This is a genomic window from Arcicella aquatica (assembly GCF_034928825.1).
Taxonomy (GTDB): domain Bacteria; phylum Bacteroidota; class Bacteroidia; order Cytophagales; family Spirosomataceae; genus Arcicella; species Arcicella aquatica.
On sequence record NZ_JAYFUL010000046.1, the window covers coordinates 1 to 13307 of the forward strand.

Annotated in this window: 12 protein-coding genes and 1 riboswitch; of the genes, 9 read left to right on the forward strand and 3 right to left on the reverse strand. The window is 35.3% G+C overall.

All coding sequences use genetic code 11. The features are described 5' to 3' along the window. Window positions 1-743: 743 nt before the first annotated feature. A riboswitch (TPP riboswitch) is annotated at window positions 744-840 on the forward strand. 177 nt (window positions 841-1017) lie between these two features. Continuing rightward, window positions 1018-3423 carry a TonB-dependent receptor gene (locus tag VB264_RS20225; protein WP_407654667.1) on the forward strand — a complete coding sequence of 802 codons (2406 nt, stop codon included), beginning with the start codon at window positions 1018-1020 and terminating at the stop codon, window positions 3421-3423. A 90-nt stretch (window positions 3424-3513) separates the two neighbouring features. Here VB264_RS20225 and VB264_RS20230 read toward each other — a convergent pair whose 3' ends face one another. Beyond that, on the reverse strand, window positions 3514-3957 hold the full coding sequence (locus tag VB264_RS20230; protein ID WP_323252381.1) for a DMT family transporter: 444 nt from the start codon (window positions 3955-3957) through the stop codon (window positions 3514-3516). A 141-nt stretch (window positions 3958-4098) separates the two neighbouring features. Between VB264_RS20230 and VB264_RS20235 the strand changes: the two genes are divergently transcribed. The 3 genes from VB264_RS20235 (at window position 4099) to VB264_RS20245 (ending at window position 7787) form a co-directional block, all read left to right on the forward strand. Further along, window positions 4099-5373, forward strand: coding sequence for an NCS2 family permease (locus VB264_RS20235; protein ID WP_323252433.1), 1275 nt, complete (start codon window positions 4099-4101; stop codon window positions 5371-5373). A 148-nt stretch (window positions 5374-5521) separates the two neighbouring features. Beyond that, a complete protein-coding gene (locus VB264_RS20240) occupies window positions 5522-6307 on the forward strand; it encodes a 5'-methylthioadenosine/adenosylhomocysteine nucleosidase (protein ID WP_323252383.1) in 786 nt (261 codons plus the stop codon). A gap of 199 nt (window positions 6308-6506) precedes the next feature. Further along, window positions 6507-7787 carry a sensor histidine kinase gene (locus VB264_RS20245; protein ID WP_323252385.1) on the forward strand — a complete coding sequence of 427 codons (1281 nt, stop codon included), beginning with the start codon at window positions 6507-6509 and terminating at the stop codon, window positions 7785-7787. Window positions 7788-8069: 282 nt separating this feature from the next. Here the strand turns inward: VB264_RS20245 and VB264_RS20250 are convergent, their stop codons facing one another. Next, the gene (locus VB264_RS20250) at window positions 8070-8903 is read right to left on the reverse strand and encodes a DUF6515 family protein (RefSeq protein ID WP_323252387.1); all 834 of its coding nucleotides are present in this window, start codon (window positions 8901-8903) and stop codon (window positions 8070-8072) included. Between the two features lie 159 nt (window positions 8904-9062). Between VB264_RS20250 and VB264_RS20255 the strand changes: the two genes are divergently transcribed. Then, window positions 9063-9956 (forward strand): 3-keto-disaccharide hydrolase, encoded by an 894-nt coding sequence (locus VB264_RS20255; protein WP_309914714.1) that lies wholly within the window; start codon window positions 9063-9065, stop codon window positions 9954-9956. A 4-nt stretch (window positions 9957-9960) separates the two neighbouring features. Here the strand turns inward: VB264_RS20255 and VB264_RS20260 are convergent, their stop codons facing one another. Further along, the gene (locus tag VB264_RS20260; protein WP_323252390.1) at window positions 9961-10257 is read right to left on the reverse strand and encodes a DUF2934 domain-containing protein; all 297 of its coding nucleotides are present in this window, start codon (window positions 10255-10257) and stop codon (window positions 9961-9963) included. Window positions 10258-10646: 389 nt separating this feature from the next. On the opposite strand from VB264_RS20260, the gene rplK reads away from it, so the two are divergent. The 4 genes from rplK (at window position 10647) to rplL (ending at window position 13037) form a co-directional block, all read left to right on the forward strand. Further along, on the forward strand, window positions 10647-11084 hold the full coding sequence (gene rplK, locus VB264_RS20265) for a 50S ribosomal protein L11 (protein WP_309914709.1): 438 nt from the start codon (window positions 10647-10649) through the stop codon (window positions 11082-11084). A 115-nt stretch (window positions 11085-11199) separates the two neighbouring features. After that, on the forward strand, window positions 11200-11898 hold the full coding sequence (gene rplA / locus VB264_RS20270) for a 50S ribosomal protein L1 (RefSeq protein WP_309914707.1): 699 nt from the start codon (window positions 11200-11202) through the stop codon (window positions 11896-11898). Window positions 11899-11900: 2 nt separating this feature from the next. Beyond that, window positions 11901-12434, forward strand: a complete 534-nt coding sequence (rplJ, locus tag VB264_RS20275) for a 50S ribosomal protein L10 (protein ID WP_309914703.1) — start codon at window positions 11901-11903, stop codon at window positions 12432-12434. A 219-nt stretch (window positions 12435-12653) separates the two neighbouring features. Continuing rightward, complete coding sequence (rplL, locus tag VB264_RS20280; protein ID WP_184129288.1) at window positions 12654-13037, forward strand: 50S ribosomal protein L7/L12; 384 nt, start codon at window positions 12654-12656, stop codon at window positions 13035-13037. Window positions 13038-13307: the final 270 nt, after the last annotated feature.

Consider the following 13307-nt stretch of genomic DNA (forward strand, 5'->3'; position numbering starts at 1 on the left):
GTTTGAACAATACATCAAAGAACTTGAGGTCCATAAAAGACCTAAATTAAACATTTGGACATCCGATGGAACAAAAAAAACAGACCCAAATCAAACTATATTACAATTTTAAGTACATTGAACAGGAGTATAAATCTGTCAACCTATTTTAGGCAAGCACAATAAAGTTTTACCCGCTGATATAGCAGATTAAAACCGCTGATTTGCGCTGACAATATATTATCTGCGCAAATCAGCGAATAAAATCTCTGTAAATCTGCGGGTAAAGTAATTCACCATAAAGTTTTACCCGCTGATATAGCAGATAAAAATCGCTGATTTACGCTGACAAAATAAATATCTGCGATAATCTGCGGAAAAATCTCTGTAAATCTGCGGGTAAAGTAATTCACCATAAAGTTTTACCCGCTGATATAGCAGATAAAAATCGCTGATTTACGCTGACAAAATAAATATCTGCGATAATCTGCGGAAAAATCTCTGTAAATCTGCGGGTAAAGTAATTCACCATAAAGTTTTACCCGCTGATTTAACAGATTTAAAACCGCTGATTTGCGCTGACAAAATATTATCTGCGTAAATCAGCGAATAAAATCTCTGTAAATCTGCGGGTAAAAAATAAGTTGTCCTCAAGTCTTAAAGTCTAAAAATCCTAAAATCCAAAATCCTAAAGTCTCAAAATCAAAAAATTATATATCCTCTAAAAGTACAATTTATCAATTTTCATTATACCTTTGTTCTACAATCACAAAAAGGGGTGCCTTAATATAACGGGCTGAGATTATACCCACTGAACCTGATGCGGGTAATTCCGTCGAAGGGATTTTGTAAATTTGGTTTTGCGTTTAGGTTACGTGAACAGATTTAAAATCAATCAATTACATAGGGTTTCACATTGTTAAATCTAACGGGATTTGACTCCTTTGCCTGTTGTTAATATTTTCAAAGATGAAAAACTTAACGACTATTCCGAGAAATCTGTTTGCTCAAACAGGTGTTCTCAACCAGTTCGTTGCTATGATTCGCCTTTTGGTAAATCAAAAAAATGATATTATAAGCTATTCAACATTGATTGCTTTAATATTTTTCCTCTCTACTCAATCGTATGCTCAGTATACTATTTCTGGTAAAATTGTCGATGCTGATGGCAATAAACCTTTGGCTGGTGCAAATATTACGTTAGTAAATGCCGTAAGGGGTACACAAAGCAATGCTCAAGGATTATTTATCCTCAAAAATGTAAAAAAAGGTACTTATACATTAAAAATTAGCTTTGTCGGTTACGAGAAAAATGTACAAGTAATTGATTTACAAAAAGATGCTACTTTCGATTTCGTCTTACATAAATCTACTTTTGTGGCAGATGAAGTAGTAGTAAGTGCTACCCGTGCGAATGCCAAATCTGCTATCGCATTCACAGATGTTTCTAAAGAAGATATTCAGAAACAGAACCTTGGACAAGATATTCCTCAGTTACTAAACTTTACACCTTCGCTGGTTTCTACCTCCGATGCAGGTGCGGGTGTGGGTTATACAGGTGTAAGAATTAGAGGGACTGATGCTACAAGAATCAATGTAACCATCAATGGCATTCCATTGAATGATGCTGAATCGCAAGGTACTTTTTGGGTTAATACACCTGACTTGGCAAGCTCGGTTAGTTCTATCCAAATTCAACGTGGTGTAGGTACTTCAACCAATGGCGCCGGTGCTTTTGGTGCTTCCATTAATGTTTCTACTAACGAATTCAGAAAACAGGCTTATGCTGAAATCAATTCCGCCTATGGCTCATTCAATACTTTAAAAAATACTCTTTTAGTGGGTTCAGGGTTGATAAATGATAAATTCACCTTTGATGCTCGTTTGTCAAAAGTAACGTCAGATGGTTATATCGACCGTGCTTCTTCTGACTTAAAATCGTTTTACCTTTCTGGTGCTTATTTTGGCAAAAAATCTTTTGTTCGTTTGAATGTATTTTCTGGTAAAGAAAAAACTTATCAAGCTTGGGAAGGTGTTCCAGAAGCTACTTTAGCAACCAATCGTACTTTCAATTTATATACGTATCCTAACCAAACGGATAACTATCAACAAGACCATTATCAATTGCTTTCTTCTCATAGTTTATCAAACGCTTGGACTTTCAACTTGAATTTCCACTATACGTATGGGCGTGGATATTATGAGCAATTTAAAGAGCAAGATAAACTATCAAAATATGGTTTACCTAATGTAGTATTGGGAGCAACAACTATTACTAAGACAGATTTAGTTCGTCGTAAATGGTTGGATAATGACTTTTATGGTACTACGTTCTCTTTTGATTATCAAGGAAGTAAAAAGTTAACAGCTAATTTTGGAGGGGCTTTGAATGAATACGATGGTAGAAATTATGGCGAAATTATCTGGGCTCAATATGCTTCTACGTCAAAAATTGGCGACCGTTATTACAATGGAAATTCTAAAAAAGTAGATTTCAACGTATATGCAAAAGCATTTTATCAATTTACAGAGAAACTAAACGCTTTTGCAGACTTACAAGTCAGAACAATCAATTACGAAATTAAAGGAACAGATGACAACCTTTTGAATATTGGTCAAAAAGTAGATTATCAATTCTTTAATCCTAAGTTTGGTTTAAGTTACCAAGTATCTCCAAGCACATCTGCGTATGCTTCTTATAGTGTGGGCAACAAAGAGCCTAGTCGCTCAGACTTTGTAGATAACGTAGGCAAAACACCTAAATCTGAAAAACTGAATGATTTTGAGTTGGGTTATAAAACTCAAACAGGAAAAACGGCTTTTGCGGTAAACGGTTATTTTATGAACTACAATAACCAATTGGTATTAACTGGTAAGCTAAATGATGTAGGTAGTGCAATTCGTGTAAATGTACCAGAAAGCTATCGCTTAGGCATAGAAATAGAAGGAGGCGTACAATTAAATAGCTCGTTGAAAATCAATGCTAATGCGACTTTCTCAGAGAACAAAATCAAAAACTTCACAGAATCAATCTATAATTACGATACTGAATCAGAAACGCTTTTACCTACTTTGAGTAAAACAAATATTGCTTTTTCACCTAATGTAATCGTAGGTTCACAAATATTATATACGCCTGTGAAGGGTTTGGAATTAGGCTTATTGTCTAAATATGTAGGAAAACAATATTTGGATAATACCTCTAATGAAAACCGTAAATTGAATGCCTATTTCACTAATGATGTTCGTGCCATTTATACCATCAAAGGAAAGACATTAAGAGAAGTTAGCTTTAGTTTCTTGGTAAACAATCTATTCAATACCCTTTATGAATCTAATGGCTATACGTATAGCTATATTTTTGAAGGAGTATCTTACACTGAAAACTTCTATTATCCACAAGCAGGTACTAATGTAATGGCTGGTGTAAGTCTGAAATTCTAGGCATTTAGTCAAAATCACATTTCTAGGCTATTTTTTAGTACATATTTGTATTAAAAAATAGCCTATTTATCTATAAATCTAAATACAACGCTAAAATTTACGAATTAAGATTACGCCAATTATCAAACAAAATGCGCCAATAACCCTGCCCAATGATATTTCTCTGACAGGTGCATCTAGCCAACCGAAATGGTCTAATAATAACGAAACAGTCATTTGTCCTGCTACAATCAAACCAAATGTTAAAGCTACACCCAAGCGTGGCATTAATACGATAACAGTGCTGATATAAAACGCCCCTAAAATTCCAGCAAACCAAACATACCAAGGAGCATTTTTAAATTGACTAAATTGTGACAAAGGAATACGCGTAACAATAGCATATACAGTAAGGGCTACCAATCCCGTAGCAAAAGACAACAAGGCGGCTAGTACTGGATTGCCGACCAATCTTGCCATTTTAGCATTCAACCCTGCTTGTGTAGGGAAAACGGCTCCGCATAGAAAAGCTAAAAATATTAAAAAGTATTGCATTGGATAAATGGTTTATAAAGTATTCTTCCCACAAAAGTATAATATAAAGCCCGAAGGTTTATTCTTATTGTCTTTCTGATGAACAATCCTTATTTTTAGACAAAAACCATATTTTATGTCTCCGACAACTAAAAAACTGAAATACTTGCTGGTATTAGTTCCTTTTTGGCTACCATGTATATTATCATTGTCAATCCATCCATTCTTTCTCAAGCAGGAATGCCTTTTGATGCAGTATTAACGGCTACCGTTTTGCTTTCATTTTTCTGTAGTTTGATGATGGGGCTTTATGCTAAAAACCCTATCGTTGTGGCTCCAGGCATGGGTATGAATGCCTTCTTTACATTTACGGCCGTAAAAGGCATGGGAATTTCTTATCAAGTAGCATTAGGCGCAGTATTTTGGGCGGGCGTTTTCTTTTTAATTTTATCGATATTCAATTTGCGTACTTATATCGTAAAGGCTATTCCCAAGCCCCTTCGTTTTGCTATTTCGGCAGGCATAGGGCTGTTTATTAGTCTCATTGGTTTTGAAAATGCTCATTTTATCATCGCCAATCCTGTTACGTTGGTAAGTATCGCAAGTTTTCATAATCCTATCATCATTACTTTTCTGATAGGCTTATTACTAACAGCCATCTTGATAGTACGGGATGTAAAGGGAGCTATTATCATCGGCATCGTTATTACTACTTTATTGGCTATTCCAATCGGTAGAATATGGGGAGATGCTTCGGCAATTAACTTCGGACAAAAGACTTTAGTTAATTGGAATGGCTTGATAGCTGCTCCAGATTTTAGCTTAATCTTTCAGTTAGATATCATCCATTCTTTCAAATTTGCCTTATTCCCTATCATTTTTGCTTTTGTATTTACTGATATGTTCGATAGCCTTTCTACTTTTGTAGGCTTAGCAGAGGCAGCCTATCTATACGATGAAAATGGCGAGCCACGTAATATTAAACAATCGTTGCTGACAGACGCGGTGGCTACTTTATTAGCAGGAATTTTAGGAACAAGCCCCGGAACAGCTTATATAGAATCGGCAGTAGGAATAGAACAAGGCGGACGCAGGGGCTTAACAGCTATTACGGCGGGTATTTTGTTTTTGCCTTTTATGTTTTTGTCGCCTTTATTATCAGTAATCCCTGCTATTGCTACGGCTCCTGCCTTGATAGTAGTAGGCGTATTTATGATGAAGCCTATCACCAAAATCAATTGGGCTAAAATGGATGATGCTATCCCTGCATTTTTGGCTTTGGTCTTAATCCCTTTTTCATATTCTATCACACAAGGCATTATCTGGGGATTTTTGTCTTGGACAATCATCAAGGTATTTGCTGGCAAACCTAAAGAAGTATCGCCTGCTCTTTGGGTGATTGATGGTTTTGCTGTTTTGTCTTTAATTATTTCTTAAACTGATTAGTAATTGGTTATTAGTGATTAGAAAAGTAGGTAACTTTTCATTACAATTTTAAGTATATTAAACACGGGTATAAAACCGTCAACCTATTTTAGGCAAGCACAAAGCACAACCAATTACTAATTCACCAATCACTCAACAAATGAAAAAAATACTTATCCTACTTTTATTTAGTTTACAAATTCAGGCTCAGAAACCATTAACGGCTATTTTGGGGGCATTTAGTCAAGAGGTGAAATTGCTGGAAGACTCATTGAGCAACAAAAAAGAAGTAAACCTAAAAGGTATCCGTTTCTTAACTGGCGAACTTCGTGGGCGTTCTGTGGTAGTTGCTCTAACGGGCGTGGGCAAAGTAAATGCTGCCATGACTACTACTATTTTATTGATGAACTGGAATCCAGCACAGTTGATTTTCACGGGCATTGCTGGCGGTATTCATCCAGACTTGCTACCAGGTGATATCGTCATTGCGAAATCTACTTTTGAACATGATTATGGCAAAATCGATTCTACAGGATTTACTCTGCGTCCTACCCGAAACCCAGCTTATGTAGAAATGAACCCTATTTATTTCCCTGCTGATGAAACACTGCTAAAAAAAGCACAGGGCATTTCAAAGAAAACTCCTTATAGGATTATTGGAACCAGAAATCTTAAAGTGATGACGGGCGTTATTGCTACGGGGGATGTTTTTGTAAATTCAAATCAGAAAGTTGATGAGTTACGCATAAAATATGGTGCTGATGCTACAGAAATGGAGGGTGCGGCAGTAGCACAAGTATGTTTTCAACAAAAAATTCCTTGTTTGGTGATTAGAAGTATTAGCGATAATGCCAATTCAAAGGCACATTTAGATATGAAAACCTTTGAATATGTAGCGGCTTATAATTCGGCAAGTTTGGTATTGGGCATCTTGGGGGATTTATAGAAAAATAGCTACTAAGTAGCACGAGTTTCCAACTCGTCGCTCGATTGTTAATGATTGTTAAGTAAAAAACTAATGTTATAGCAAAAAACGTTGTCGTTATTAGACTTGTTATTGGATTTGATGACTAAAAGACTTAATGACTAAAGGATTACTATCTATTGTCTTTTAGTCATTAAATCATTGCCTAAAGCTACTACCCATGAATGCAAAAACACTCAGAATATTTGTTGCTTTGTCTATCCTGCTTTTAGGAGGAGTAATTATTGTGCAATATTATTGGTTTAATCAAGCTTATAATATCCAAGACCGTGATTTTGACCAACGAACTACGGCCGCTTTGAGAGTAGTTTGCAAAAGAATCTTAGCATTCAACAAAAATCCTAACAACAAAATCATTGACCCTGTAGAGCGAGTTACCTCAAACTACTATACAGTACAAGTAAACGACACCATCAATCACATGATTTTGGAGGAGTTTTTAAAACAGGAGTTTGCTCATAATGATATTCGCATCAACTTTGAATTTGGTATTTACGATTGCTTGAAGGATAATATCAGATATACGTCTTTTGTATGTCATTCCGAAAACTGTGACCGTTCAGATTCTACCAGTTCCTATCATTTCCCTGACTTAGATATTCATAATTATTATTTTGGGGTTCATTTCCCTGATAAAAAACTATTCCTTTTAAGCGACTTAGACAATTGGTTTGTTTCGTCAGCTATTTTACTGGTAGTAATGGCCTTTTTTGTATATGCTTTAATGCTGATTTTTAAGCAAAAAAGACTTTCTGAGATTCAGAACGACTTTATTAATAATATGACGCATGAATTCAAAACGCCAATATCTACTATTTCTATTTCCAGCGAAGTGCTGATGAAACCAGAGATAGTCAATACTCCAGAACGATTATTGAGCTACGCCGCTATTATTAGAAAAGAAGCCGCTCGCTTAAAAAAGAATGTCGATACGGTTTTGCAAACAGCTAACATTGCTCAGAAAATAGATAAGCTTAATTTTGAAGAAGTAGATATTCATGAATTAATCAACGAATTATCCATCAACTGTGAGCCTTTGTTTAAAGAAAAAAATGGAGAGTTGATTATTGATTTAAAAGCTACGCATAGCATAATCAAAGCTGATAGACTGCATTTTACCAATATTATTCACAACTTAATTGATAATGGCATTAAATATTGCGAACGTCCGCCAGTAATCATTATCACGTCTGAAAATATTGGCAATAATTTAATGGTTTCGGTAAAAGATAATGGTATCGGGATTTCAGAAAGAGACCAAAAACAAGTATTCAATAAGTTTTTCAGGGTACACACAGGCGACGTACATAATGTAAAGGGCTTTGGACTAGGACTTTATTACGTCAAAGAAATGGTAGAAGGTCATAAAGGTACTATCCTACTAAAAAGCAAATTAGGCGAAGGCTGTGAATTCAGGTTATTACTTCCTTATATCGCTTAGCTTATTCATAAAAAAACATGAGTCATCCCGAATTTCAAAATCATAAAAAAGCGGTCGGAATTAGTTTTTCGACCGCTTTTTTATGATTGATGAACACCGAATTCCTACTGTTTGAGCGGAGCGAGTTTAGGAATTCTTGATTTTCTTTTGTTACTTTTCTTTCATCAAGGAAAGAAAAGTAAGGACTAGACGATTATTAAGTAGAAAACCTCACAAATTGTCTCCAAAACGCATAACTTTAGGAAAAATTCGGGATGACTCATGTTTCTAAAACCTAAACACCTAACTGATTATTTTTATCACCTCATACCAAATTTCTCCATTTTGTAAAACGGCTCTGTATTGAATACCGTCAACAATATAATATGTGTCGCCATTAATTTGTAGTTTCTCATAACCATCAGGAATACTTTCAACTAATGCCCCGATTGGAGGAGGAACAACTACGTAATCATTGTTTTGATATTCATAATATGCCCCATTATAGTAATGATAAGGGCGATTATAAAGATTGAACACTCTGTGTTCACGTGGTAAATACTTTACTCTGATACCTATAGGAGCAGGAGCAACCACATAAGTATTTTGATAAGGTCTGTAATACACACCATTATCGTAACGGAAATTAATACCACCGAAAGAAACAGAGATAGATGTGCTTGGTGCTACATTTACCACAGTGTTTCTTCTAGGTAAAGACGCATAACGCCAGTTGGGAGTATTGTTTCTATACACAACTGTTGTTTGGTTCACTACTGGTCGTCTGTTTACAATCACCTTGCGATTATTGTCATATCTGTCATTCCCACGATTGTTATTATCGTATCTATTATTACCACCACCATTATAGGCACCATTATTATTACCACCATTACCACGGTTGTCGTTTCTGTCTACATGGTTATCAACGCGTGCTCTTTCGTTTCCTCTTCCGTTATTATTATCATTGTGCTTTTCATTTTTTCCTTTATCGTCTCTACCTCTGTCACCGTGTTGAGCAACACTTACAAACGAGTTAAGACTAATGCTTGCCATTAAAATAATAGTAGCTAATTTGATTTTACTTTTAGAACCAACTTCTATCGAAGTGTTAGGTTGAATATGCATTGCTTTCATAATAGTATTGTTTTTAATTTTATGTCGGTTAGATTGCGGATATTTTCAATAGTTTAGTCCATTTATTTTCATTAACAATCGTTAACATTTGAGTAAATTGGACGATTATTACCTTATAAGATTAAATTCATTTTTAAAATCTATCTTAAATCAATAACGATGAAAAAATACCTTATTTTAATCTGTTTATTAAACGGTTGTTTATTTTCTATGTTAGCTCAAAAAAAGGCTGATAAACAAGAATGGATTAAACTATTCAATGGAAAAAACTTAGATGGATGGGACATCAAGATTGCTGGAGAAGACCTCAATGTAAATTATAAAAATACATTCCGTGTAGAAGATGGCATGATGCGAGTAGCTTATGACCAATACAAAACCTTTGACGATAAGTTTGGACATATTTATTACAAAACTCCTTATTCATATTATATCATTCGCTTTGAATATCGTTTTCAAGGCGAACAATTGGCTGGTGGGGCATCATGGAATGTTAGAAACAGTGGGGTAATGTTGCATTCTCAATCAGCTAAGAGTTTATCAAAAGGTCAAAGCTTTCCTGTGTCTTTAGAATTACAGTTATTGGGTGGCTTAGGTAAAGGCGAGCGTCATACGGGTAATCTGTGTACGCCAGGGACAGAAGTATATATGAATGGTAAAATTGTAACAGACCATTGTACTGATTCAAACTCAAAAACCTATAATGGTGACCAATGGGTAAAAGCTGAAGCCATTGTATTTGGCGATTCATTAATCCATCATATTATTGAAGGTGATACTGTTTTGACATTTGAAAAACTACACATTGGCGGAGGTTTTGTCAGTCCTGAATATGACTGGAAGCAAGCCAAAATTGATAATGGTGCTGAATGGATTAAAAAAGATGGACAACCATTAAAGGAAGGCTATATAGCGATGCAAGCCGAAAGCCATGCAATTGATTTCCGTAATATTGAATTGTTAAACTTAAAAGGCTGTACAGACCCAAAAGCAATCAACTATAAATCGTACTACAAAAAGTCAGATAATAAGAGTTGTGTGTACCGTAAATAATCGTTTAGCTCAATTTATCCCATTGACTCCATTGATAAATGCATTCATTTTCAGCTTTTAACCAATGGTCGAGGGCTCTACCCCTCGGACGGCGTTCATCAAGCCATAAATCATAGGCACGCACTTTAATTTGTTCAAACCGTTGAACATCTTGCCAATAAAATTCGCAAGTATTTTGCTCGAAATCGAAAGGAAGATTAGGAAAAAAATCCTGTCTTCCTTCGATATCAGCAGTATATCGGTAGCAAAGGTGTTTCTTCGGGCAGTCACCTCCTTTGCACATTGTTATGTCATATAGCATTATTCTAGCATTAAATAGAAATATTGTTTGCTCAATAATATCAACATAATTTATTGATATTCTTTGAATAATCTTCAATCAATTAATTGTCCTTATTCTTTTTACGAATTATTCTAAGCGATATTGTCTATTAAAGCCTCTGATTAAAAAAAACTCTTCAAATTCTTTCATAACTATTTGTATATTAACAAGAAAGCCGTAATTTTGCAGTCCGTTTCATAGCGCAGTCAGGTAAAATTGCCTATAAGTACTTTCAAATGACTGTGAATCAGATTGTTTAGTTACAAAATAATCGACATGAAACACCCGAGGATTTTCAGGTAAGGAAGCTTCCACCCTTATTGGCAGAAAATTTTCAATAACTCAAACGATTTTAAATTTTTACCATAATGGCAAAAGAAATAGCAGGCTACGTAAAGTTGCAATGCAAAGGTGGTGCCGCTAACCCATCACCCCCAATTGGTCCAGCCTTGGGTTCTAAGGGTTTGAATATCATGGAGTTCTGTAAGCAGTTCAATGCTAGAACACAAGATAAACCAGGTGTTATTCTTCCAGTTTTGATTACTTACTACAAAGATAAATCTTTTGATTTCGTAGTAAAGACTCCTCCTGCACCGATTTTGTTGTTGGAAGCAGCGAAAGTAAAATTGGGTTCTGCTCAGCCAAACTTGAAAAAAGTTGGTTCAGTATCTTGGGATCAAGTACGTACAATCGCAGAAACAAAAATGCCTGATTTAAACTGTTTCACCATCGAGTCAGCAATGAGCATGGTAGCAGGTACAGCTCGCTCAATGGGCTTGAACGTAACAGGAGAAAAACCTTTTTGAGTTATGAGTTATGAGTTATGAGTTGTGAGTTGAAATGAGGAGATATACACAAATAATCCAGTTTTAATCAATAACTAATAACTAATCACTAATAACCAATAACGAAATTAAAAAAATGGCTAAGTTAACAAAAAAGCAAAAAGAAGCTCAATCAAAATTTGATGCAACGCAATCGTATTCACTTACGAAAGCTGCTGAAATTTTGAAAGAGATTTCATATACGAAGTTCGACTCTTCAGTAGATATCGACGTTCGTTTGGGGGTTGACCCTCGTAAAGCTGACCAAATGGTTCGTGGCGTGGTTGCTTTGCCTCATGGAACAGGAAAAGAAGTACGAGTGCTTGTACTTTGTACACCTGATAAGGAGGAAGAAGCAAAAGCGGCAGGTGCTGACTTTGTTGGTTTGGATGAATATATCCAAAAAATTGAAAAAGGTTGGACTGACATTGATGTAATTATCACAATGCCAACCGTAATGGCTAAGTTAGGTCGTTTAGGTCGTGTTTTAGGACCTCGTGGCTTAATGCCAAATCCAAAATCAGGTACTGTTACCTTGAATGTTGGACAAGCTGTTACAGAAGTGAAAGCTGGTAAAATCGACTTCAAAGTTGACAAAACTGGTATCATCCACACTTCTATCGGTAAGGTTTCATTCACTCCTGAGAAATTAGCTGAAAATGCTCAGGAACTTATCAACACTTTGTTGAAATTGAAGCCATCTTCAGCCAAAGGAACATACGTGAAGTCAGTTAATTTGTCTTCTACAATGTCTCCGGGTGTTAAAATTGACCAAGGAACAGTTAAAGGTTTGTAATCATGACAAAGGAAGAAAAAGGTATAATTATCCAAGAGTTGGGCGAAAAGTTCGCAGCTACTCCTTACTTCTATATTACAGATACCGGTGGTTTAACTGTTGCAGAAGTAAACGCATTTAGAAGAATGTGTTTCCAACGTGGTTTTGAGTACCGTGTCGTTAAAAACACGCTTATCGCAAAAGCATTAGAAACAACTGGAGTAGACTATACTTCATTTAACGATACAGTTTTCAAAGGTTTATCAGGAATCATTTTCTCACCAGAAAATCCTAAGACTCCAGCGAAATTGATCAAAGACTTCAAAAAAGAAGCAGGTAAAGATAAAATTAAATTCAAAGGTGCTTCTATTGAAGGAGGTTTATACATCGGAGAAGATCAATTAGCTGCTCTTGAAAATGTTAAGTCTAAACAAGAGATGATTGGCGAAATCGTTGGATTGTTACAATCTCCTGCGAAAAATGTTGTTTCTGCTCTTCAAAGCAGCGGTGGCAAATTAGCTGGTATCATCAAAACCCTTTCAGAAAGAGAAGGTTAATTTTTAAACTTGGCGATGATTCATAAGTGATGAGTTATGATTTTAAAATACTGATATACAGCACTTTAATTCATACAATAACATCGTTTATTTTACATAAGTTGCTTAAAATCATTTTCAAATTTCCAAATTAGCTTATTTTCAAATTGAAATAGGCTTCCAAGTACAAAAACATATAGTAAATTAATAAAATCGTAAACAATAAAAAATCTTAATACAATGGCAGATTTAAAAGCATTCGCTGAGCAATTAGTGAACTTAACTGTAAAAGAAGTTAATGAATTAGCAGCAATTTTGAAAGATGAGTATGGTATCGAGCCTGCTGCTGCTGCTGCAGTAGTTGTAGCTGGTAACGCTGGTGGTGGTGACGCTGCTGAAGCTCCTGCTGAACAAACATCATTTGATGTTATCTTGAAATCTGCTGGTGCTAGCAAATTAGCAGTAGTTAAATTGGTGAAAGACTTAACAGGTCTTGGCTTGAAAGAAGCTAAAGATTTAGTTGACGGAGCTCCAAAAGCTGTTAAAGAAGGTGTATCTAAAGACGAAGCTGAAGGTTTGAAAAAATCTTTAGAAGAAGCTGGTGCTGAAGTTGAAGTTAAGTAATTAACTGATATTTTACAATAGAAAAAGGGTTGCAACTTAGTTGTAACCCTTTTTCGTTTTAAAGACTAATTGAGTGATTTTAAGATAATTATCAATTCCTTATCACTAGAAAAAAGAACTTTTCCTATTAGGGGGTGACTTAAGCCACCCCCTAATAGGAAAAGTTTGTGTTTTATATAATATTCCTTAAAAAGAGAAAACAAACAAGACCTTAACAATTCTGTTTATAATCACTAGAGAGGGCCTTAATTTCCTCCCTAGTGATTGTCT